The sequence below is a fragment of the Pedobacter sp. G11 genome, assembly GCF_003860265.1.
Taxonomy (GTDB): Bacteria; Bacteroidota; Bacteroidia; order Sphingobacteriales; family Sphingobacteriaceae; genus Pedobacter; species Pedobacter agri.
In genome coordinates this window covers 4,511,481-4,534,581 of the sequence record NZ_CP034190.1, presented here as the reverse complement: position 1 = coordinate 4,534,581, position 23,101 = coordinate 4,511,481, and the positions used below count along the sequence as shown (strand labels likewise).

The 23,101-nt window shown below is 35.7% G+C and carries 25 protein-coding genes; 14 read left to right on the top strand and 11 right to left on the bottom strand.

Going from position 1 to position 23,101, the window contains the following annotated elements; genetic code table 11:
- The first annotated feature begins 258 nt into the window (after positions 1 to 258).
- From EA772_RS19445 to EA772_RS19425, 5 genes are all read left to right on the top strand, one after another.
- A complete protein-coding gene (locus EA772_RS19445; RefSeq protein ID WP_124914606.1) occupies positions 259 to 459 on the top strand; it encodes a hypothetical protein in 201 nt (66 codons plus the stop codon).
- A gap of 618 nt (positions 460 to 1,077) precedes the next feature.
- Positions 1,078 to 1,644, top strand: a complete 567-nt coding sequence (locus EA772_RS19440) for a UbiX family flavin prenyltransferase (protein ID WP_124914605.1) — start codon at positions 1,078 to 1,080, stop codon at positions 1,642 to 1,644.
- A gap of 122 nt (positions 1,645 to 1,766) precedes the next feature.
- The gene (gene mtaB, locus EA772_RS19435) at positions 1,767 to 3,089 is read left to right on the top strand and encodes a tRNA (N(6)-L-threonylcarbamoyladenosine(37)-C(2))-methylthiotransferase MtaB (RefSeq protein WP_124914604.1); all 1,323 of its coding nucleotides are present in this window, start codon (positions 1,767 to 1,769) and stop codon (positions 3,087 to 3,089) included.
- 166 nt (positions 3,090 to 3,255) lie between these two features.
- Positions 3,256 to 4,410: a prolipoprotein diacylglyceryl transferase gene (locus EA772_RS19430; protein ID WP_124914603.1), complete on the top strand. Its 1,155-nt coding sequence runs from the start codon at positions 3,256 to 3,258 to the stop codon at positions 4,408 to 4,410.
- Positions 4,411 to 4,468: 58 nt separating this feature from the next.
- The gene (locus tag EA772_RS19425) at positions 4,469 to 5,257 is read left to right on the top strand and encodes an inositol monophosphatase family protein (RefSeq protein ID WP_124914602.1); all 789 of its coding nucleotides are present in this window, start codon (positions 4,469 to 4,471) and stop codon (positions 5,255 to 5,257) included.
- A 131-nt stretch (positions 5,258 to 5,388) separates the two neighbouring features.
- Here the strand turns inward: EA772_RS19425 and EA772_RS19420 are convergent, their stop codons facing one another.
- From EA772_RS19420 to EA772_RS19400, 5 genes are all read right to left on the bottom strand, one after another.
- Positions 5,389 to 5,940, bottom strand: a complete 552-nt coding sequence (locus EA772_RS19420; RefSeq protein ID WP_010601945.1) for a NifU family protein — start codon at positions 5,938 to 5,940, stop codon at positions 5,389 to 5,391.
- Positions 5,941 to 6,027: 87 nt separating this feature from the next.
- Positions 6,028 to 7,374 carry an adenylosuccinate lyase gene (gene purB / locus EA772_RS19415; protein WP_124914601.1) on the bottom strand — a complete coding sequence of 449 codons (1,347 nt, stop codon included), beginning with the start codon at positions 7,372 to 7,374 and terminating at the stop codon, positions 6,028 to 6,030.
- Between the two features lie 167 nt (positions 7,375 to 7,541).
- Positions 7,542 to 7,739 carry a hypothetical protein gene (locus tag EA772_RS19410; RefSeq protein WP_010603575.1) on the bottom strand — a complete coding sequence of 66 codons (198 nt, stop codon included), beginning with the start codon at positions 7,737 to 7,739 and terminating at the stop codon, positions 7,542 to 7,544.
- A gap of 139 nt (positions 7,740 to 7,878) precedes the next feature.
- Positions 7,879 to 8,076 (bottom strand): hypothetical protein, encoded by a 198-nt coding sequence (locus EA772_RS19405; RefSeq protein ID WP_116167966.1) that lies wholly within the window; start codon positions 8,074 to 8,076, stop codon positions 7,879 to 7,881.
- Positions 8,077 to 8,217: 141 nt separating this feature from the next.
- Positions 8,218 to 8,415: a hypothetical protein gene (locus EA772_RS19400; RefSeq protein ID WP_116167967.1), complete on the bottom strand. Its 198-nt coding sequence runs from the start codon at positions 8,413 to 8,415 to the stop codon at positions 8,218 to 8,220.
- Positions 8,416 to 8,619: 204 nt separating this feature from the next.
- On the opposite strand from EA772_RS19400, the gene EA772_RS19395 reads away from it, so the two are divergent.
- From EA772_RS19395 to EA772_RS19380, 4 genes are all read left to right on the top strand, one after another.
- A complete protein-coding gene (locus tag EA772_RS19395) occupies positions 8,620 to 9,186 on the top strand; it encodes an RNA polymerase sigma factor (RefSeq protein ID WP_124914600.1) in 567 nt (188 codons plus the stop codon).
- Positions 9,187 to 9,194: 8 nt separating this feature from the next.
- The gene (locus EA772_RS19390) at positions 9,195 to 10,292 is read left to right on the top strand and encodes a serine protease (RefSeq protein ID WP_010601864.1); all 1,098 of its coding nucleotides are present in this window, start codon (positions 9,195 to 9,197) and stop codon (positions 10,290 to 10,292) included.
- A 156-nt stretch (positions 10,293 to 10,448) separates the two neighbouring features.
- Complete coding sequence (locus EA772_RS19385; protein ID WP_124914599.1) at positions 10,449 to 11,084, top strand: peroxiredoxin; 636 nt, start codon at positions 10,449 to 10,451, stop codon at positions 11,082 to 11,084.
- 204 nt (positions 11,085 to 11,288) lie between these two features.
- Positions 11,289 to 11,486 (top strand): cold-shock protein, encoded by a 198-nt coding sequence (locus EA772_RS19380; RefSeq protein WP_010601866.1) that lies wholly within the window; start codon positions 11,289 to 11,291, stop codon positions 11,484 to 11,486.
- 61 nt (positions 11,487 to 11,547) lie between these two features.
- Here the strand turns inward: EA772_RS19380 and EA772_RS19375 are convergent, their stop codons facing one another.
- Genes EA772_RS19375 through EA772_RS19360 form a run of 4 tightly spaced genes read right to left on the bottom strand, consistent with a single transcriptional unit; the run spans position 11,548 to position 15,182 of the window.
- Positions 11,548 to 12,732: a class I SAM-dependent methyltransferase gene (locus EA772_RS19375; RefSeq protein ID WP_124914598.1), complete on the bottom strand. Its 1,185-nt coding sequence runs from the start codon at positions 12,730 to 12,732 to the stop codon at positions 11,548 to 11,550.
- Between the two features lie 11 nt (positions 12,733 to 12,743).
- Entirely contained in the window at positions 12,744 to 14,012 is a 1,269-nt protein-coding gene (locus tag EA772_RS19370; protein ID WP_124914597.1) for an aspartate kinase, read from the bottom strand.
- Between the two features lie 3 nt (positions 14,013 to 14,015).
- Positions 14,016 to 14,483, bottom strand: coding sequence for a GNAT family N-acetyltransferase (locus EA772_RS19365; protein ID WP_116167973.1), 468 nt, complete (start codon positions 14,481 to 14,483; stop codon positions 14,016 to 14,018).
- Positions 14,484 to 15,182, bottom strand: a complete 699-nt coding sequence (locus tag EA772_RS19360) for a YggS family pyridoxal phosphate-dependent enzyme (RefSeq protein ID WP_124914596.1) — start codon at positions 15,180 to 15,182, stop codon at positions 14,484 to 14,486. It lies immediately after the preceding gene.
- 70 nt (positions 15,183 to 15,252) lie between these two features.
- On the opposite strand from EA772_RS19360, the gene EA772_RS19355 reads away from it, so the two are divergent.
- The 4 genes from EA772_RS19355 to EA772_RS19340 all read left to right on the top strand — a co-directional run bounded on the left by EA772_RS19355 (position 15,253) and on the right by EA772_RS19340 (position 20,071).
- Positions 15,253 to 15,810, top strand: a complete 558-nt coding sequence (locus EA772_RS19355) for a DUF4296 domain-containing protein (protein ID WP_124914595.1) — start codon at positions 15,253 to 15,255, stop codon at positions 15,808 to 15,810.
- A 1-nt stretch (position 15,811) separates the two neighbouring features.
- Positions 15,812 to 18,190 carry an endonuclease MutS2 gene (locus EA772_RS19350; protein ID WP_124914594.1) on the top strand — a complete coding sequence of 793 codons (2,379 nt, stop codon included), beginning with the start codon at positions 15,812 to 15,814 and terminating at the stop codon, positions 18,188 to 18,190.
- 464 nt (positions 18,191 to 18,654) lie between these two features.
- On the top strand, positions 18,655 to 19,359 hold the full coding sequence (locus tag EA772_RS19345; protein WP_124914593.1) for a CoA transferase subunit A: 705 nt from the start codon (positions 18,655 to 18,657) through the stop codon (positions 19,357 to 19,359).
- A gap of 49 nt (positions 19,360 to 19,408) precedes the next feature.
- Positions 19,409 to 20,071, top strand: coding sequence for a CoA transferase subunit B (locus EA772_RS19340; protein ID WP_124914592.1), 663 nt, complete (start codon positions 19,409 to 19,411; stop codon positions 20,069 to 20,071).
- 43 nt (positions 20,072 to 20,114) lie between these two features.
- Here EA772_RS19340 and EA772_RS19335 read toward each other — a convergent pair whose 3' ends face one another.
- A complete protein-coding gene (locus EA772_RS19335; protein ID WP_124915099.1) occupies positions 20,115 to 20,759 on the bottom strand; it encodes a uridine kinase in 645 nt (214 codons plus the stop codon).
- Positions 20,760 to 20,761: 2 nt separating this feature from the next.
- Positions 20,762 to 22,282, bottom strand: a complete 1,521-nt coding sequence (locus EA772_RS19330) for a LysM peptidoglycan-binding domain-containing protein (RefSeq protein WP_124914591.1) — start codon at positions 22,280 to 22,282, stop codon at positions 20,762 to 20,764.
- A 282-nt stretch (positions 22,283 to 22,564) separates the two neighbouring features.
- On the opposite strand from EA772_RS19330, the gene EA772_RS19325 reads away from it, so the two are divergent.
- Positions 22,565 to 23,044, top strand: a complete 480-nt coding sequence (locus tag EA772_RS19325) for a Dps family protein (RefSeq protein WP_010601878.1) — start codon at positions 22,565 to 22,567, stop codon at positions 23,042 to 23,044.
- The last annotated feature ends 57 nt before the right edge of the window (positions 23,045 to 23,101 follow it).

Genomic DNA, 23,101 nt, shown 5'->3' with positions numbered 1-23,101 from the left:
TTAAAAGCCGATGCTTTCCAGGAAATATACTGTTCAATTTAACGATAATTATTAAAAAAAAAGATAATAATTTGGATATTTTTCGTTCAATGTTTTGTGTTCGAATAATCTCAATACGTTAACATTACCATTCAATTTTCGGTTTGAATATTTACTCTCAAATATTTTATAGCTTAAAGTTGTTCAAAAATTTGGTTATTTGTAGTTTTAATTATACTTATATCGGTATTATTGCAAAAAATTTTTTGTTTATTCTAAATGGGTCAAAATAGAGTGGGCGTAGTATCTCACATCGATATCGAAAATAAGTGTGGTACCATTCTCGATGAGAATCATCAGGATATAGGCTTTAATTTAGAAGGACTTTCAGAAACTGTGAATCTTGACGCCAGGGTGTCATTCGAAATTGAGTTAAGTGATAAAGGCCTGATTGCAACGAACGTTGCTTTAATTGCCTAACTATATTCACTTATAGCAAAGCCAGTCTATCTAAAAATAATAATCTGCTAACAATACGTGGTAGAAAAAAGAAATACTATCTTTTCGTTAACAACGTGTTCTCGTATCAATTAACTTAACAGCTCAATTTAATATTCCAATTAAATATGTCTCCTCTTTTCTTGGTGTGCCTTTCGAAACACTTTGTAGAATCAGATCAAATTGGATTTAAATAAACATAATTGATTTATAAAGTAAGATTAATCTTACTTTTTAGCATATGATTTATTCAGGATTTCAAGGTATTTACACGCCATTTGCTATAAAATTCCGTGTAAGATCTGCCACGGGCCAGATCACATTTCCAATTGGCAGGCTCATTTTTATCTATTACTCAATTAAATTATATTTTTATTTGACTTTAAGTAATTGAATTTCAGGTTTTTAAATTTGTTCTTTAAGAAAATAAATTGATTTAACGGATTTAACACTTCTGCATTATCTTTTTTTAAAAATTTATATATATTTGTTCTTACCCTTTCGGGGGTATGTTTTTCATAGGTAGATGTAGGGTCAGGACTTTTGTTCTGGCCCTTTTTTGTTTTTAATAATGCTACTAATAAAACTTACTTTTGTTAGATGAAAAAGAAGGTTGTCGTTGCCGTTACTGGTGCAAGCGGATCAATTTATGCGAAGGTATTGTTCGATCAATTGGAAAAATTAAAAGATCAGATTAGTGCTGTTGGGGTGGTAATGAGCGATAATGCCAAAGAAGTTTGGCAATTTGAACTCGGCAATGAAAATTATAACCATTATGATCAGTTCACTTTTTACAGTAAGAACGATTTCAACGCTCCATTCGCATCTGGTTCCGCAAAATACGATACCATGATTATTGTTCCATGCTCAATGGGAACATTAGGGCGAATAGCACATGGTATTTCGAATGACCTGATTTCCAGGGCTGCGGATGTAATATTAAAAGAGCGAAGAAAACTTATTGCAGTTGTTCGGGATACGCCTTTCAGTTTAATACACATTAATAACATGAAGGCCGTTACAGAAGCAGGTGGCATTATTTGTCCTGCCAATCCATCATTTTACAGTTTACCAAAATCTGTTGAAGAGGTAGCTGGAACTGTGATTAGCAGAGTGCTGGATTTAGCAGGCTTTGAACAAGATAGTTATCGTTGGAATGAAAAGTAGATATACTTATGTCCATTTTTCTTCTTGCGGTTGTTTCAATATGAGAAAATTTACAAATTACAAACTGACTAAAATCTGAAAACAGCTAACTGAAAACTAATTTTGCTATCTTTGCAGGCTCAATGAAAAAGGTCGCATTTTATACATTAGGTTGTAAGTTAAACTTCTCTGAAACTTCCACAATTGGTAGATTATTTACTGATGCAGGTTATGCTGTAGTAGAGTTTCAGGATCAGGCTGATGTTTATGTGATTAATACTTGTTCGGTTACTGATCATGCTGATAAAAAATGCAGAAAGGTAGTTAAGGAAGCGTTAAAATATTCTCCGAATGCATTTGTAACCATTGTTGGTTGTTACGCTCAGCTTAAGCCTCAGGAAATTGCCGATATCGAAGGTGTTGATATGGTTCTTGGGGCTGCGGAAAAATTCCGAATTGTAGAATATATCACTGACTTAACTAAAAAACCTAAAGCAGTTGTTCACCAGCAAAATATCGAAAAAGTAAACCATAACTTTATTGCTTCTTACTCTATCGGAGATAGGACACGTACCTTTTTAAAAGTTCAGGATGGTTGTGATTATCCCTGCACTTATTGTACTATCCCTTTAGCTCGTGGTGCAAGCCGCAGTGATACTATTGAAAATGTAGTTAACCGGGCTAAAATGATTGCAGAAAGCGGTGTTAAAGAAATCGTTCTTACAGGGGTAAACCTTGGCGATTTTGGGATCCGTAATGGCGAACGTGAAGACAAGTTTTTTGATTTGGTAAAAGCATTAGACGAGGTTGAAGGAATTGAACGCATCCGAATTTCATCTATTGAGCCGAACCTGTTGAGTAATGAAATTATTGAGTTTGTTTCTACCTCAAAACGTTTTGTTCCTCATTTCCACATTCCTTTACAATCAGGTTCTGATAAAATTCTAGGGTTAATGCGCCGCCGCTACCGTAGAGACCTTTACGTAGAACGCGTAGCGAAAATTAAGGAAGTTATGCCGCATTGCTGCATAGGAGTAGATGTGATTGTAGGTTTTCCCGGAGAAACACAGGAAGATTTTCTGGATACTTACCAGTTCTTAAATCAATTAGATATTTCATACCTGCACGTTTTTACCTATTCTGAGCGTGAATTGACAGTAGCTGCAGAAATGAAAGGCGTAGTGCCAGGAAGCCAACGCAATGAACGGAGTAAAATGCTGCACATCCTTTCAGACAAAAAGAGAAGGGCCTTTTACGAGTCACAGATTGGAAGCGAGGCCGAGGTACTTTTTGAAGCTGATCAAAAAATGGGATACATGCATGGTTTTACCAAAAACTACGTAAAAGTACGAGCCAAGTATGATCCGATAATGGTTAACGAGTTAAAAGCAGTGAAGTTATTGGAAATGACAGCCGATGGCGAAGTCGAGGTGGCAGAACTCGAAACTGCTTACGTCCACCATTAGAGGTGCATTTAGTCAGCGCTTTTTCGTAATTATATACTAATCTAAAATTCCTAGGCAATGGTTTGCTTAATCCTATTTTAGTATTTCCGCTTAAAGTATTTTCGTCGTTAATCTTAGTGCTTTCAGCTTTAACCTTTGTTTCCTATCTTCGCAACAAATAATTTTTATGTTTCCTACCGTTTCGCATTTCTTAGAATATTTGTTTGGCATTAATCTGCCGTTGCCCTTTAACACTTTTGGTGTATTTGTAGCCATTGCATTTGTTGCTGGTTACTGGGCATTTACAAAAGAGCTTAAACGTAAAGAAGCATTAGGTGTTCTTCATCCGATAAAGAAAACCATTGTTATCGGCAAACCGGCAACTACTTCTGAGATAATTATGAATGCGCTTTTTGGCTTCATCATTGGCTATAAGTTGGTTTACGCATTGCTAAATTATTCTCTTTTTGTAAGCGATGCACAATCCATCTTAATGTCAACCAAAGGGAATTTATTAGGCGGATTATTTTTTGCAGGTTTGTTTGCCTATTGGGATTATAAGGAGAAAGATAAAAATAAGCTAGATAAACCAAAAGAAACACAAGTTACTGTACATCCGTACCAGATTATGAGTAATTTGATTGTTTGGGCAGCAATTTGGGGCTTTTTAGGAGCCAAGTTTTTCGATAATTTAGAATACTGGGATGATTTTGTTCAGAATCCAATAGAGCGACTGCTATCTTTTAGTGGCTTAACCTTTTATGGTGGTTTAATCTGTGGTGGTGCAGCAGTGCTGATCATTGCCAAACGAAACGGAATTAAGCCTTTACACATGCTTGATGTTGGTGGACCGGGAATGATGTTGGCTTATGCAGTGGGCCGTATCGGTTGTCATTTATCTGGCGATGGAGATTGGGGAATCGTAAATAGTAATCCAAAACCTTTTTCATGGTTGCCAGATTGGTTGTGGTCTTATAAATATCCAAATAACGTAGTAGGCGAGGGTATTCCCATTCCCGGCTGTACAGGCAAATTTTGTAATGAACTGGCTCAAGGTGTTTACCCAACGCCAATTTATGAAGTAATTATTTGTTTACTGCTTTTTGCTTTTTTATGGAGCATTCGCGATAAAATAAAAGCGCCAGGTTTAATGTTCGGCATTTATATGATCTTAAATGGCATCGAACGTTTCTGTATTGAATTGATTCGTGTGAATTCAAAATACCATGTCTTCGGTTTACCACCATTTACACAAGCTGAAATGATCTCAACTTTTTTGGTGATTGGTGGTATTGGCTTAAGTGCTTATGCCTTAAGAAACAAGAATACTTTGGCATCCTGAGATCATCTCTAAAATCATATTAATTCCAACAACATCCCTGGGTTTTTGTTAAATAGCTATGAATTACGAATTACTATGCAACAAGGTAATCTCAATTGTGAAACTTACCGGAAATTTTATCCGTAAAGAATCAATGCAATTCGATGCCAGTAAAATAGAGTATAAAGGTTTGAATGATATGGTTTCGTATGTTGATAAAACAGCAGAGCAGAAACTTGTTCAGAACCTGGAAAAGCTAATCCCAGATGCTGGATTTATTACCGAAGAGAAAACAATTAGCCGGGAAGGCAAAAATTTTACCTGGATTATCGATCCATTAGATGGGACGACAAATTTCATTCATGGCATCCCTGCCTACGGAATTAGCGTTGCTTTATATGAGAATGGTTTGCCAGTAATTGGTGTTGTTTATGAGCTTAACCGGGGCGAAATGTTTTACAGTTACCGGGGTGGTAAAGCTTTTCTCAATAAAAAAGAAATACAAGTGTCAGTGAATCCTGATTTGAAGTCGAGTTTATTGGCCACGGGATTTCCTTATTATCAATTTGATAAACAAGCGCAGTATTTGAAGTTGCTCGAAGAAATGATGAAGAAGAGCCATGGTGTACGCCGCATTGGTGCTGCTGCGATTGATTTAGTTTATACAGCCTGTGGTCGTTTCGATGCATTTTTTGAATATAATTTGCAACAATGGGATTTTGCTGCCGGCTGTTTCATAGTTCAACAGGCTGGAGGAGAAGTTTTTGATTTTTCTGGTGGGAGCGATTATTTTACGAAAAGAGAAATACTTGCCACCAATGGTAAATTAACTGCGGAAATGCTTGAAGCAATCAAAAGGTATTTTTGATGAATATTTGATCTTTCTCAAGTAACGTTGATCTCCAAAATCAGCAAGACATTAAAAACTAATAGATATAAAAAAGAATGGCCCGCTAAATTAGCGGGCCATTCTTTTAATAAACTATGAAAGATAACGAGTTATAATGCCTCTGAAACTACATCTGTAACTTCTGGAACCATCCTTTGTAATAGATTTTGAATTCCAGATTTCAAAGTAATGGTTGATGACGGACATCCACTGCAAGAACCGCGTAATTCTACAGTTACAACACCTTCATCAAAAGATTTATAAGTGATTGCACCACCATCTTGCTCTACAGCAGGACGAACATAATCATGCAAAATCTGCTGAATTTTTATTTCCGTTTCTGAACCTTCGAAAGCAGGCGCTTCTTCGGCTGTAGCTTCCTTAATCTTTAATTCAGATTCAACCGCACCTTTAACAAATTCTTTTAAAATGGCTTCAATATCTGCCCAATCTGCATCATCTGTTTTAGTAATGGTTACAAAATTACTGGCGAAAAATACACCAGAAACAAAGTTGAACTTAAATAACTCCTTTGCAAACGGAGAATGCTCTGCACTTTCTTTCGTTGCGAAATCTTCACTTCCGTTTATTAATAGCTTGTTCACCATGAATTTCATGGTAGCTGGATTTGGAGTTTGTTCTGTATATACGTTAATGGTCATGTCTTAATCAATTAGAATAAACAAAATTAACAATTAGTCGCCAATAAAACTTTTGCGTGCTGTCTGTTTAGCGTCAATTTAATTTAGCTAGAAAACACCAGTATAATTAAATGGTGTGATGCTTCTTAATTGCACTTTCACTTCTTCAGTCACAGCTAAACCTTCAATAAAATCTGCAATACTCGCTGCATTGATTTTTGAATTTGTACGGGTGAGTTCTTTCAATGCCTCATAAGGATTAGGAAAATTCTCTCTGCGTAGTACAGTTTGAATGGCTTCTGCCACTACCGCCCAGTTATCATCTAAATCAGCATGTAAAGCTGCTTCGTTCAATAAAATTTTATTTAACCCACGCAAAGTTGAATGAATTGCAATAAGCGTATGCCCAAATGGAACACCAATATTTCTCAACACAGTAGAATCCGTCAAATCTCTTTGTAATCTTGAAATTGGAAGTTTAGCCGCAAAAAATTCAAACAAAGCATTTGCAATGCCAGCATTTCCTTCTGCATTTTCAAAATCGATGGGGTTTACCTTGTGTGGCATAGCCGATGAACCGATTTCTCCAGCTTTGATTTTCTGCTTGAAATAATTTTTAGATATATAGGTCCAGATGTCTCTGTCTAAATCGATAATGATGTTGTTAATACGTTTTAAAGCATCACATTGTGCTGCAAATTGATCGTAATGTTCAATTTGCGTAGTATGTTGTGCTCTCGTCAATCCTAAAGTTTGATTTACGAGTTTGTTCGAAAAATCTACCCAATTCACTTGCGGATAAGCAATGTGATGTGCGTTAAAGTTTCCTGTTGCTCCACCAAATTTGGCACTGTTGGGTATGGCTTTCAAGGCTTCAACTTGTATCGCTAACCGCTCTGCAAAAACCAAAAATTCTTTCCCTAGCTTAGTTGGCGATGCCGGTTGACCGTGAGTATGCGCCAACATTGGAATATCTTTCCATTCAGTTGCCAAACCATTTATTTTTTCAATTAATGAAGCAATGGCTGGATAATAACTTTCGTTTAGCGCCAGTTTAATGGAATAAGGAATGGCAGTGTTATTAATATCCTGAGAGGTTAAACCAAAATGGATAAACTCTTTATAATCCTGAAGGGAAAGTGTGTCGAATTTAGCCTTAATGAAATATTCAACCGCCTTCACATCATGATTGGTTACTTTTTCAGTTTCTTTAATTTCCAGCGCATCAGTTTCTGAAAAATTTTCGTGTATTTGACGTAATTGGGCAAAAAGGCTTTTATCGAAATTTTCTAAACCAGGTAAATTAATTTCGCATAATGAGATGAAATATTCAATTTCTACAAAAACACGGTATTTTATTAAAGCTTCCTCTGAAAAGTAGTTTGCTAGATTTTCTGTAGTCTTTCTGTAGCGACCATCAACAGGTGAAATTGCTTGTAGTGAGGTTAAATTCATTATGCGGATTATAATTTTGCCGCAAATTTACTACAATTGATGGATTTAGAGGTTTTAAATCAGATAAATTTTAAAGCGTCAGAGGTTATTAGTGCAATTCTCGAAAGACGACAACAAAAAAAGGCTCCGGAAATTTCCGGAGCCTTTTTTATATTTTCTAAAATTAATTAGTTTTTTACAACAGTAGTATCAGCTTTAACAACTGTATCAGCAACAGTAGTATCAGTTTTGATAGTTGTATCAGCAGTGATTGTAGTATCAGCGCCTAAAGTATCAGTACTTTCGCCTTTTTTTTCTGAGTTACAAGCAGCAACTGATAAAGATAAAGCGATAGCTAAAAAGCCTAATTTGAATGCATTTTTCATTTTAATTTTGTTTTAGGTGATTAATTAATTCAATGTTTATACTCAAAAATTGAAAAGGTAACCCAAGAAATAATATATAAATGAAAAAAGCCTCAACTTTATTCAAGTTAAGGCTTTTTTATATATGTTTTTCTACTAATTAGTTTTTTACAACAGTAGTATCAGTTTTAACAACTGTATCAGCAACAGTAGTATCAGCTTTAACAGTAGTATCAGCAGTGATAGTAGTGTCAGCACCTAAAGTATCTGTACCTTCAGCTTTTTTTTCTGAGTTACAAGCAACAACTGATAAAGATAAAGCGATAGCTAAGAAGCCTAATTTGAATGCATTTTTCATTTTGAAATTTCGTTTTAGTGATTAATTAATTTACTCTTAATACAGGAAAGCTAAAAAGGTAACCCGAAAAAATAAAAAAAAATAAAAAAAGCTTCAAACCTACTGGAATGAAGCTTTTTTATATTTTTATTAAGCTAGAGACTAGTGTTTAACAACAGTAGTATCAGTTTTAACAACTGTATCAGCAACAGTAGTATCAGCTTTAACAGTAGTATCAGCAGTGATAGTAGTATCAGCACCTAAAGTATCTGTACCTTCAGCTTTTTTTTCTGAGTTACAAGCAACAACTGATAAAGATAAAGCGATAGCTAAAAAGCCTAATTTGAATGCATTTTTCATTTTTAAATTTTTTTAAGTAATTAATTTTGTTGTTAATGCCGCAAAGGTAAAAAGGTAACCCAACAATTTTTAAAAAAATAAAAATATTTTTTCCAGCGGTTTTGGGTTACCGATTTGCTTACGATTGTATTAACCATTGATAGCAGCTATAAATATTTTTTTATCTAATATTGGGTTACTATTTTTAGAAAAACGTATTAACGAGTGAATAACAGTTTAAAGAGTTCAGTTCCAACAGATAGAGAAGTTATTTTAGGTATACTAAATAACTCAGAAGATACGCTTAACAAGTTATACAAGGCCTATTACGCAATGGTTTTGCAATTTATTCTCAATAATAATGGAGATGAAGATGATGCAAAGGATGTTTACCAGGAAGCGATTATAGTTTTATATAACAAAATTAAAGAGGGTAATTTTGAACTCAGTAGTAAGCTCAAAACATATATTTATTCGGTTTGCCGGCGGATATGGCTTAAGAAGTTAAGTCACAATAGTAAAAAAGCTGGTAATATTACTGATTATGAAGATGTGCTGAGTGTTGAAGAGGATGTAGAAGAGCATGAGGAAAAAGATTTACAGTTTGTTAAAATGCAATCTGCCTTAGATCATCTGGGTGAGCCTTGTAAAACTATTATTCAGGATTTTTATATCCACAATTTATCCATGCAGGATATTTGCGAAAAGTTTGGTTATACCAACACGGATAACGCCAAAACACAAAAATACAAGTGCCTGCAACGGTTAAAGAAAATATTTTTTCAACCATAATAATTGAAATGAGAAACGATTTGGAGTTAGATGCAATTATTGAAGATTATCTTTTAGGTAAACTTAATCCGCAGGAAACGGAAGCTTTTGAAACCTTAAGGCGCAATGATGCGTCTGTAGATCATAAAGTTGTTTCGCATAAATTCTTTTTAGAATCTATGGAGACTTTTGCAGCGCAGTCGCGTTTAAAGGATCAATTAAATAGTATTCATGCTGAAATTGATGTAGAAACATTGGCTTCAACATTAAGGCCTCATCCATCTAAAGTGATTCAGTTGTGGCGTAAGCATAAGTCAGCTATTGCAGTAGCAGCCTCATTTCTGGTGTTATCCCTCGTTTCTGTTTATTCAATTCAGCATAATACTAAGCAGAAAGAGCAATTGGTGTTATTGAGCAATCAGGTTAACAGGGCTATCAAAACACAAAATAGCTTAATTAGAAAAATCAATAATTCTGCTACTCCTGCAGGGAAGCCTGTTGTGCAAAATAGTATTGGTGGTACCGGCTTTGCAATTTCTACAAATGGATATATTTTAACAAACTATCATATTATCAACGGTGCCGATTCTCTTTATGTTCAAAATAGTAAGGGAGAATCTTTCAAAGTTAAAGCCACTTATACTGATCCGCAAAACGATATCGCAATTTTAAAAATCAGCGATAAAAATTTCGCTAATCTATCTTCTATTCCTTACACCATCAAGCGTAACACCAGTAGTATTGGCGAAATGGTGTACACTTTGGGTTACCCGAAAGATGACGCAGTATTGGGTGAGGGTTATGTGAGTTCTAAAAACGGCTTTGTTGGCGATACCACACAATATCAGGTAGCCATTGCGGTGAATCCTGGCAATAGTGGCGGACCTGTCCTTGATAATGATGGTAACTTGGTTGGTATCATCAGCGGAAAACCAGATCAGACTGAAGGTGCCGCTTTCGCAGTAAAATCAAAATATATTTTGGAAGCGATGAGGGCGATACCACAAGATTCACTGGGCAGAAATAAGCTTTCAGCTAATAAAAAAAGTGGTCTATCAGGTTTAAAACGTACAAAACAGATTGAGAAAATTCAGGATTATGTATTTATGATTAAGGCTTTTAATTAATTTACCCAAACAAATTAATATTCTTGAAACCCTGTTGATTAACTTCTTCAGGGTTTTTTGTTATAAAAATATTTCGTGGCATAAAAATTATATAATGCCTATGTATTTAGTATAGTATTGTTTAGATTTGCTTGCATCAAATAAAAATATAATATTATGAGTATAAGACTAGGCGATACCGCCCCTAATTTTCAGGCAAATACATCCATTGGAGAAATAGATTTTTACGACTACCTGGGCGATAGCTGGGGTGTTTTGTTTTCGCATCCTGCGGATTATACACCAGTTTGCACTACAGAACTTGGACGCACGGCCGCATTAAAAGATGAATTTGAAAAGCGTAATGTGAAAGTTCTGGCTATAAGCGTAGATACTGCAGAATCTCATAAAGGCTGGATTAACGACATCAATGAAACACAAAATACTTCCGTTGAGTTTCCCATCATCGCCGACCCTGAAAAAACTGTTGCAAATCTTTATGATATGATTCATCCCAATGCTTCAGAAACATTAACGGTTAGATCACTTTTTGTAATCAGCCCAGATAAAAAAGTGAAACTAATTATTACTTATCCTGCTTCCACAGGAAGAAATTTCAATGAAGTTTTGAGGGTGATCGATTCATTGCAGCTTACGGCTAATTATAGTGTGGCTACACCTGCAGATTGGAAAGATGGTGAGGATGTGATAGTGGTAAATAGTATTAAAACAGAAGATATTCCAGCTAAATTTCCAAAAGGACATAAAGTAATTAAGCCATATTTGCGTACAACACCACAACCTAATAGATAATCAACTTATTTTTTAAAAATTTCGCAACTTTATTGTTGGTTTATTCAAAAAGGATTGTATTATATGTGTAAATTATTATATTTGATAGTTTTGTTTCAATATTAACGCTCAATTTGGTTATTTATTTAGCTTAGATAATAAAATGACTGATTGAAATGCTGATCAAAGCTTAAAAGTTTATTTATTTTATTTTTTTTATTTTTTATGGCAACGGGAAAAGTTAAATGGTTTAACACTCAAAAAGGATTCGGATTTATTGTTCAGGAAGACAATAAAGACTTATTTGTACATTTTAAAGACGTATTAGGTGGAATTGATAGCCTAAAGGAAAACGATGCAGTTGAATTTGAAGTAGCAGAAGGCAGAAAAGGTTTACAAGCAGTGAACGTTAAAAAAGTCTAGCGAAAACTATATAAGTTTTAATCATCCCTAAATTAGGCCTTTCTATGGAAAGGCTTTTTTTTTAATAGTATTGTAGAATCGTTGTTTTCAAAACAATATTATTACCCATATTATCTTTAGTAAAAATAACAAATTGATTTTTACCAGGCTTTATCTTATGCTTTTTGGATAGATCTTCTGGTTTCGCTGGATAATTTCTTACAATGATATTGCCCGTTAAGTCTGTTGATTTCTTTAACACTCCAGTGGAGATGATTTCATCTATTTTAAATATTCTTCCAGCAAATTCTGGCTTAAAAATAGCCGACGTGTATAATTGTGTTTGCGGGTGTAATTTTTTCAGGCCGTATTTTGATCCGATTAAATTAAAAGCACCAGATTTCAGCAAAGCTGTGTCTGGCTCGTACAAATAATCTGAATCTGAAATGTCATTAGCATAATCTGCATTTACATCCGTTTCATCTTGTTGGAATACAAACTGTTTCTCAGCATCATTTAAGGTTACTGCTACAAACTTCGTTATACCATTAAAATCACGATCTATGACCCATAGTAATTCTTTACATTCATTTTTCAAGCTAACGATGTGAACTTCACTGACATTTTTTAATTCTGAAAATCCGGCTTTGATATCTAGCAAAGGTGCGGTTTTAACAATAATGCGATTGGCTTTTTTCAAAAGCATATCCAGATTAGCGGCTACATCTGGTGTACAGTCTTTAAGCATAAACACTTTACCAATTTCTGATCGCCTTGCCGGATCGACGAAAATTGTATCGAAATTTTCGGAAGCTGAGCGGAGGTATTCTATCCCATCAACTGGAAGAAAATTGATATTCTTGGTCCCTAAAACGGATGCATTATACTCAGCGATGTAAGATAAATCTTCATTTATCTCACAGTGAGTTAGATTTTTTACCTTTTTTGCAAAATAGTAATCATCAACACCAAATCCACCAGTGATGTCAATTAGTGAGTCTCCCTTTGCTAACTCTGATTTATATTTTGCAGTAATTTCCGAAGAAGTTTGCTCAATAGATAATGTTGCCGGATAATAAATGCTGGCCGTTTTAAACCAAGTGGGAAGTTTCTTTTGAGATTTTTTTTTTGAATTAATTTGTGTTACAATTTCTGCAGATGAAATGCCTTCAAACGGGCTTTTAGACAACGCAATTTTCGCTACATCAGCATTCAGGTTCGAATCGATATATGTTTGTACGGCCTTGTCTAAAATTTTTTTATTCATCTAAAGCAATGCTAAGCAATTTTGTTTTTCATTACCATCTGGCACGTATGTCTGCTTTTTACTTCTAATAAAATTTCTTTATCAACAGTAACACGATCAATTGTATTTTGATTATAATACCTGATTGTCACTAGTTCTAATCCTTTATTATATTTTACGGTAAATTCTGTTGAAAGATCATTAATTAACTTTTCAATTTGAGCGGAGCGATCATCAACACTTACCGAAAAGCTGATTGCAGAATTCAACATGGTGTTGATTTTGATTTTATGTTTATGAAAGCGTTCAAAGATCTTGCTTAAATTTTCTTCAATAATGAAGGAGTAATCTTTCGGGAAAATTGAGATTAATGCCTGGTTAACTTTAAAAATAAAAGAGGGGACAGGAAGTGAATTACTTTCTTTCGTAATGGCTGTGCCAGATCCTTCTGGTTGGATAAAAGACCGCACAAATAAAGGAATTCCCTTGTTTTGTAATGGTTTTATCGTTTTTGGGTGGATTACTGTTGCACCGTAATAAGTCAGCTCAATGGCATCATGATAAGATAACTGAGCAATTTTCTCCGTTTCATCGAACCATTTAGGATCAGCATTTAACACGCCGGGAACATCTTTCCAAATGGTTAATGCCGCTGCATTCAAACAAGATGCAAATATTGCCGCTGAGTAATCAGAACCTTCTCTACCTAAAGTTGTGGTATAGTTCTCACTTGTTCCGCCTATAAAACCTTGTGTAACGATAATATTTTCATGTAGAAGCGGAACCAGGTCTCGCTGGATGATTTGATTGCTCTTCAGCCAGTCTACCTTACCTTCCTTATAAGTATTGTCAGTTTGAATGAAATTTCTGGCATCAACCCAAAGTGATTTGCTGCCAGTTTCATTCAACCATGCGGCTACAATCTTCGTTGATACCACTTCGCCAATTGAAACAATCTGGTCATAAATATAATCAACATCATTATCCGGCTCATCTTCAATTAACCAATCAATTTCTACAAAAGTATTGGCGACATCATCATAAACAGGATTGGCTTTTCCCTCAAAAAGTATATCGATAATCTGAAAGTGAAAATTTTTAATTTCATCAAAAATAGCATGAGCTTCATCACTTTGCGAAAGGTAGGCATGAGTCAAATCTTCCAGTCTGTTCGTAATTTTTCCCATTGCAGAAATCACAATCAAAAGATTTCCATTTTTGTAATCGCGAACAATGTTAGCCAGGTTTTTAACACCAGCGGCATCTTTAACAGATGCGCCGCCAAATTTGAAAATATCCATATATTAAAATGCCTTAACTTGTTCTTGAGACAGTGCTGCGTTTAGCCAACCACTTTCCAGATGTGCTTTATATTTATTGTAGAAATTGATTGCCGGCTGATTCCAATCGAGCACTTGCCACACCATTCCTGTGTATTTTTCGTTTTTGGCTTCTTCGATTACCTTCTCAAAAAGTACTTTTCCAATGCCTTTGCCACGCATTTCTTCTGTGACAATAAAATCTTCAAGATACAATCGGCAGCCCTTCCAGGTAGAATATCGGGTATAATATAATGCGAAGCCAACAATTTGCTCATCCACTTCTGCTACAAACGCCTTCCACACCTGATTTTGGCCAAAACCCGCTTCAATAAAATGATTTAAATCTACTGTAACTTCTTCAGGAGCTTTTTCGTAAACAGCAAGTTCATTAATTAACTCTAATATCCTTGGGCAATCATCTGCCTTTGCGGTTCTGATATTCAAATTCATCTAGTTTGCAGAAAGGTTTTTAAAGTGTTTAATTATTCTTTTTCCAAAAATGCTACTTCCAATACGTACCATTGTACTGCCTTCTTCAATAGCAATTTTATAATCGGCACTCATACCGGTTGATATCTCTTTAAAACTATCTTCCTTGCGGAAAAAACTGGCCTTTATACCTTCGAAAAATACTTTGAGCTCATGAAATTCAATAGTGATCTGTTTCTCATTCTTGGTATTGGTAGCGATACCCATTAAGCCAATGATTCTAACATTTTTCATTTCCTGAAATTCCTCTGATCTCAAAATTTCAATTACCTCATCATAGCCCAAGCCAAATTTCGTATCTTCATCAGCAATATATACCTGTAAAAGGCAATCGATTATCCGTTTATTTTTTAGCGCTTGCTTATTAATCTCCTGCAAAAGTTTTAAGCTGTCAACGCCATGTATCAATTTTACAAAAGGGGCAATGTATTTTACTTTGTTGGTTTGTAGATGTCCAATTAAGTGCCATTCAATATCTTTGGGAAGTTTTTCTTCCTTCTCGATCATTTGTTGCACATGGTTTTCTCCAAAAATACGTTGTCCGGCGTCGTAAGCTTCCCGGATAGCTTCTTCAGTTTGTGTTTTTGAAACAGCAATCAGTTTAACTCCATCAGATTCTACTTCGCTTTTATATCGCTTAAGATTATCAGCTATGCTCATTTATAACTATTTTTGGGTAAAATTAACAACCTTGCCGCAATTTGGGCAAAAAAATAATGTTTAATTAAAAATGAAGAGAATAGTTTGGGGGTTTGTACTGGCAATTTTGGCCTTTGGATGTAAACCGAAAGTACCCGAGGGCATTATAGACCGGGAAAGGATGGAAGGGATTTTATTCGATATTCACTTAGTTGATGGCTATTTGTCTTCCATTTATGTTCAGGATTCTGCCCGTAAAGTAGGTGCCGCATATTATAATGGAATTTATAAAAAATATGATACCGATTCTGCCCACTACGCCAAAAGCTTAATTTATTACAACCATAACCCGGAAGTGCTTAAAGAAATGTATACAGCGATTTCGGGAAAAATAGAAAAACAAAAAACAGGTCTTAAAAAAGCAGATTCTCTGTGGCAAAAGAAAACTTTTAGAGCAGATTCACTTAAAATTATTAAAATTTTTAAGGCAGATTCGCTTGCGCTGGTAAAGAAATCGAAAACTGACTCTGTTTCGAAGGCGAAGACCACTACACAAATTAAAAAGAAAAGGGCAAAGGCTGATTCATTGATTAACATCAAAAGAAGTAATGTTAACCTCACGACTGCTTCGCCCACATTAGTACAATAATATGTTATATCCCGAAAATTGTTTAGAACGTTTAGGATTTGTAGAGATAAGAGCGTTGATTAGCAAACATTGCTTAAGCCCAATGGGGCAGGCAATGGTGCAAAAGATGCAGGTGATGAATCGTTTTGATCAAATCGACAAATTTTTACGACAAACCAACGAATTTAAGAGTATCCTGCAAAACCAGGAGCCGTTACAAATCAATTCCTTTTTTGATATTAAATCTCTGGTAGAGAAAATCAGAGTAGAAGGAACTTACCTGCAGGAAGAAGAGTGGTTTCAGGTATATACTTCTCTCCAAACTGTTTTTTCAGTGCTGCGTTTTTTTGAAGAGCGAGCTGAGGTGTATCCAACACTCGAAGCTTTATTTGAACATTTGCCAATCGAAAAAAATATCCTTCGCAAGATAGAAACGGTCATTGACCCGAAAGGTAAAATCAAACCAAATGCTTCGAAAGAGTTGCAGGAAATCACTTCGGCAATTTCTAAAACCGAGCAAGATGTTCGTAAGCGGATGGATTCCATTTACAAACAAGCCATTGCAAATAACTGGGTGGCCGATGGAAGTTTAACCATTCGTGATGGGCGGATGTGTATTCCCGTTTTGGCTGAAAATAAAAGGAAGTTGAAAGGTTTTGTTCACGATGAATCAGCAACCGGTCAAACCGTTTACATCGAGCCTGAGGAAGTTTTTACGCTGAACAATAAACTTCGTGATTTGGAATTTGATAAACGAAGAGAAATTATCAAAATTTTAATTGCCTTAACAGATGATTTGAGGCCATATTCACCACTCTTGCTTTCTTATCATGGCTTTTTAACGAAATTGGATTTTGTACGAGCGAAAGCGTTATTTGCCTTAGATATTGAAGCAGAAATGCCTGGTCTGCTTAAGGAGCCTAAAACCAAACTGATCAATGCCCGGCATCCATTACTGGCGATTTCTTTCGCTTCCGAAAAGAAAACAGTAACGCCCTTAAATATTCATATTGATGCCGAAACTCGTGTGGTACTGGTTTCTGGCCCTAATGCCGGAGGTAAATCGGTATGTATGAAAACGGTAGGTTTATTGCAGATTATGTTACAGACAGGTTTGTTAATCCCCGTTGATGCAAATAGTGAGGTAGGCTTATTCGAAAATATTTTTGCCGATATCGGAGATGATCAATCTATTGAAAGTGATTTAAGTACTTATAGTGCGCACCTGAAAAAGATGCGTTATTTTGTAGAACATGCTTCGCCTAAAACGATGGTTTTAATCGATGAGTTTGGTACAGGAACCGACCCACAGTTTGGAGGACCAATGGCGGAGGCTGTTTTGGAAGTTTTAAATAATAAAAAGGTTCGCGGTGTCATAACCACCCACTATTCTAATTTAAAGTTGTTTGCCGGTAATACTCCTGGCTTGGAAAATGCGTCGATGCTATTCGATAATGCTAAAATGAAGCCGCTTTATATTCTGGAAATGGGGAAACCAGGAAGTTCTTATGCTTTCGAAATTGCCCAGAACATCGGTTTGCCTAAAGAAGTTATCCAACTGGCAAAGGAAAAAACGGGTTCAAATCAAAATCGCGTTGATACCATGTTGGTCGATCTGGAGCGTGAGAAAAAAACAATTTATGATGCAAAAGTAAGTTTGGCGAATCAACAGAATAAGGCTAAAAACCTGATTGAAGAAAATGAAAAACTCAGGGCATTTTTAGATGAAAACAGAAGGGTTTTAATCAAAGAGGCCAAACAAGAAGCACAAAATATTATCAAAAATGCTAATAAATTAGTTGAAAACACCATTGCTGAAATTAAAGAAAAGCAGGCTGATAAAATCGTAACAAAAGAACTTCGCCAGAATTTGCAGCGTGAATTGGTAAAGAATACAGTTCCGAAAGAGCGTCCAAAACCGGTTCAGGTTGTTATTGGAGGAGAAATAGCCGTTGGCGATTGGGTGAAATTTACAGATAGCGAAACTACCGGACAGGTGTTGGAGATTAATCGCAATGAGCTGGTTTTAGCCATAGGCGATTTGCGATCGAATGTAAAGAAAACCCGTGTTCAAAAAATTAGCAATAAAGAAGCAAAAAAGGTTATTCAAAGCAGTGGAGGTTCTTTTGCAGGCAGGATGAATGATGCCATTTCTGGTTTCCGAGCCGAGCTTGATCTTCGTGGCAAACGTACAGAAGATGCTTTATTCGAGGTGGAAAAATATCTGGATAAAGCGATTATGTTAGGATTTCCTTCTATCAAAATTATCCATGGAAAAGGAGATGGCATTTTACGTAAAATGATCAGAGAGTATCTTCGGAAATATAGTCAGGTGAATAGGATGGAAGATGAGCATGCCGATAGAGGTGGCGATGGAATTACATATGTTTATCTAAACTAGTAATAACTATAGCATTATAAATTTTATGGTGCTATAGTTACTTTAATTAATGAATAAAACTGAATAGCAATACCAGGCAATTAGCATTTAAAAAGCTAATAATGTTAAGTAGCGAGTATGGCTGGATTATCTATAAGCGTAGACGCAAGCTTGGAGTTTTTGAAGCTAGGCTACTTTTTCTTATTTCCAGGACATTTTTTGCAACGCTTACCCTTCTTAAATTTTTCACAGCATTTTTTATGTTCAGCAGTGCAGCTGAAAAGGTATCCCATTCCCTTTTGAAATTCAGGATCGGTTGGAACAATAAATGTTTTGTCGTCTCTCTCGTAAATCATTGCAATACAAAGGTAAGCGTTGTTTAGAACAATTCCAATTAAATAACACTCCCAAGAGATTTACTGACTAAATCTACCGGAAATCTGAACGCAATTGTTAAATTAGCAAACTAACCAATAATTCATAAAATGATAAATAAGGTGGTATCAGGCGCTGAAGAAGCGATCAGAGATATTTCAGACGGAGCAACCCTAATGCTTGGTGGATTTGGACTTTGCGGCATTCCAGAAAACTGCATTAATGCTTTGGTAACCAAAGGTGTAAAAAATTTAACCTGCATTTCGAACAATGCAGGAGTAGATGACTTTGGTATTGGATTGATGTTGAAACAGCGTCAGGTTAAAAAAATGATTTCTTCTTACGTTGGTGAAAATGCTGAGTTTGAGCGTCAGCTATTAAGTGGTGAGCTTGAGGTAGATCTTATCCCTCAAGGTACTTTAGCAACAAGATGTTTGGCTGCCGGATACGGAATGCCTGCAATATTTACACCTGCTGGCGTAGGGACAGAAGTGGCGGAAGGTAAAGAAATCAGAAATTTTAATGGTAAGGATTATTTAATGGAATATGCTTTCGATGCTGATTTCGCCATTGTAAAAGCCTGGAAAGGAGATACGGCCGGTAACTTGACTTTTCGTTCTACAAGTAGAAATTTTAATCCGGTAATGGCTATGGCTGGGAAAATCACGATTGCTGAAGTGGAAGAACTAGTTGAGGCCGGAGAATTGGATCCGGATTATATCCATACACCTGGAATTTACGTTCATAGCATTTTTCAAGGTAAGAATTATGAAAAGCGTATTGAGCAGCGTACGGTCAGGAAATCTGAGGTCTGAAGTCGCTAGTCCGGAATCTATCCGATATCTTAATCTATCAATCAAATTTATGTTTAATAAAGAAGAAATAGCGCAACGTATTGCGCAAGAAATAAAAGACGGTTACTACGTTAATCTGGGGATTGGAATTCCAACTTTGGTTGCCAATTATATTCCGAAGGGGATAAACGTAGTTTTACAATCAGAAAACGGCCTTTTAGGGATGGGTCCATTTCCATTTGAAGGTGAAGAAGACGCAGATTTGATTAACGCTGGAAAACAAACCATCACCACTTTACCAGGATCTTCGATTTTTGATTCAGCAATGAGCTTTGGCATGATCAGAGCTCAAAAAGTAGATCTTACTATTTTAGGAGCGATGGAGGTTTCTGAAAATGGTGATATTGCAAATTGGAAAATCCCTGGAAAAATGGTTAAGGGAATGGGTGGTGCAATGGATTTAGTTGCATCTGCTAAAAATATCATTGTAGCCATGCAACATGTAAATAAGGCAGGGGAGAGCAAGCTGCTTCCATCATGTACTTTACCGCTTACCGGCGTAAAATGTATCAGGAAAATCGTGACCGAATTAGCTGTTTTAGATGTATTGCCGGGAGGTGGATTTAAACTCCTGGAGCGGGCTCCTGGCGTAAGCGTTGATTTTATAAAGCAATCAACTGCTGGAAGATTAATTGTAGAAGGCGAAATACCTGAAATGAAATTGAATATGTAAAAAGAGCGGCGATTATAAAATGGCCGCTCTTTTAAGATGTTTGTTAATGAATATCAACCAGGATACTTTCTCTTAAGTCATTTGAAATGGCCTCTGTAATGGCTATAATCTCATCCGGCTCATTGGTGTTATTCATGATCACCTTGTGGCATTGTTCCCTATAAGGAAGTAAATATTCTTTGTAGGCCGGCACAACGTGATTGTGCCACTTGTAAAGTACATCATCTTCAGGATAGCCACGTTCCAAGCCATCGCGTTTAATCCGGCGATCTAATGCGACCTGTTCATTAGCATCAACAAAAATGGTATGATCAAGCAAGGCTGCAATTTCTTTGAAATGGAGGATGAAAAGTCCTTCAACGATAATAATCGGAGCAGATTTAATTTCCAGTATTTTTACAACTGCAAGCGGATTATTGAAATTGTATTCTTTTTTATAAACTACCTCACCACTTGTCAATTGTTTAATATCTCGTAAAAACTGTTCGCTATCAATAGTAGAGGGAAGATCGAAATTGTATAACTTATTTTCTTCCTGGGTCATGTCTCCTGCAGGAATGTAATAATCATCCTGAGAAACAAGTGTAACCTCATCTTGTTTAAAGTGATGTAAAAAACAGTTTAAAAAAAATGTTTTACCTGATCCGCTACCGCCGGCAATACCTATTATAAATGGTTTTTTGTTCAAACTCATTGAGCACTATATGTTAAATTGCAGAAAAAACGTTTGTCTAAAGCGCCTAATGAATCGGCCACAGCTTTAGTCATTACAATAATAACATCTTTTGTTGATTCGTTTTCAGTGAATTTACCAACAACCTTTGCAAAGGTAGTCTTGTTCGTCATCGGGTTAGTAATTTTAATCACTCTGCCAACAGGTGCTGTGCGGTGTAAAACCAACATTTTTGAGCTATCGAGATCTGCATCTGCAATCCATACTGCAGCACCCTTTTCTTCAATCTGGCTTAAACCATAAACGCTTGGGTCACGGCGTAGTTTTGGATCCTTTACCATTGTGCTATCCGGCTCACTTTCCTGATCCTCTTTAGATGCTTCGTTTACAGATTTAGGTTGTGGTGGTTTTGGAATCACTAGTTTTTGATCAACCTTAATTGAATTATCTGATAGCTTATTTGCCGACCTGATTTGATAAGCCGTAAGGTTATACTTTTTCGCGATACTGAAAATGTTTTCGCCAGTTGCCACAATATGGATGAAACTTTCTTCTTTTGAGTTATTAACCGGCACCTCTACAGCGGGCTCAACTTGTTTCTCTTTCGGTACCTGAACATCGGTTACAATACCTCCCGGTACTTTTAAAACTTGTCCGATGCTAATGGCATTATCTGGTAAATTATTTAATTTACGCAACTGATAAGCTGTAACACCATATTGCTTTGCTACAGTAAAAATAGTTTCGTTTCTTAAAACGGTATGTGTGCCAGATGCATTTACAGGTTTATTATCCTCAACAGATTTTTCTTCAGCAACACTGACTACTTTACTTTCTTCTATGTTTTTTGTAGCCGGAATTTTTAGTTTCTGACCAATTCGAAGATTATTGCTCGATAGATTATTGGCTTTTTTTACTTCTTCAACAGTGGTTCCATATTTCTCTGCTATTTTACCCAAAAACTCTTTAGGTGCAACAGTGTGTTCAATCATGGTTTGATCGGTAACTGTACTTTCCTGAGCAGGGGTTTGCGTAACAACCTTTGTCGGTTGCGCAGGAGCGGGATTTGGCGTTTCAGCAACAGTGCCTTTGGTAGCAATTTTTAGCACCTGCCCAATACTTAAGTTATTTCCGCTTAAATTATTTAGTCGTTTAATTTCGATAATGGTGGTTCCATACTTTTCGGCAAGCATGTTTAAATTTTCTTTCGCCTTTACCGTATGTTCAATTATACCGCCATCAGTGGATGACGAAACCGGACTTGTAACATTTGTAGATCCCCATGGAAGATTTGTTGGAACTTTAATGATTACACCTACCTGAAGGTATTTGTTCTCATTGTAGGCCATAATATCTTTGGGAGATACATTGTACCTTCTGCCAACAGAATAATAAGTGTCTTTGGCTACAATTTGATGAACGATAAGTTTCTTGCCATTATTATTTTCAACGCCGATAGAGTCTCTACCTGTGCTTGCTTTAGCATTTGCGATGTTTAGAGCAAATAGAACAAAAGCAGATAAGTATATTTTGTGCATTTATTTTCTATAAATTTCTTAGTCAAAGGAAGCAATTATACGAATAATATTGTTAACCATATCGAGTTTTCTAAACGCTTTGATCGTAAAAATGATAGGATCAAAATTTACATCAGTCTATATGTTATTCATTCACAATAAATTGTAATAGATACAAATTGGCTTCTTATTGCTTAATAAACGCACTTATAAATAAGGTATTGTATTGCTGAAGATTTAGATTAAAACTTTTATAAATCTGATTTGTTAGGTACACATTAAAATCACATAAAAATTTTTAAAATGGACGCCAAGGAAATAAGCTTAAATGAAACAGAGGTAAAACCGGTAGTAGATCTTTTGAACGATTATCTGGCCAATTACCACATCCACTATCAAAAACTGAGAGGTTGCCACTGGAATATAAAAGGACAAAATTTTTTTACGCTTCATGTTAAATTTGAAGAGCTCTATACTAATGCCCAGTTAACTATTGATGAAATAGCAGAACGTGTTTTAACATTAGGTAAACCCCCTCATAGTCGTTTTGCTGATTACATTAAAGAATCACAAATTCAAGAGATTGATACCATTGGGATGAAAGATCTTGATATGGTTGACGCTATTTTGGATGATATGTCAAAATTAATCGAAATTGAAAGGGAAATTCTTGAAGCTACAGCTGATGCAGGTGACGACGGATCTAATGATATGGTAAACCGTTTCATGCAGTTTAAAGAGAAAAATACCTGGATGTTACGCTCATTTGCAGGAAAGAAATAATTTAAAAAGTAGGTTAAACGGGCCTCAGTTAAATAGATTAATTGTCAAATCTGTTTA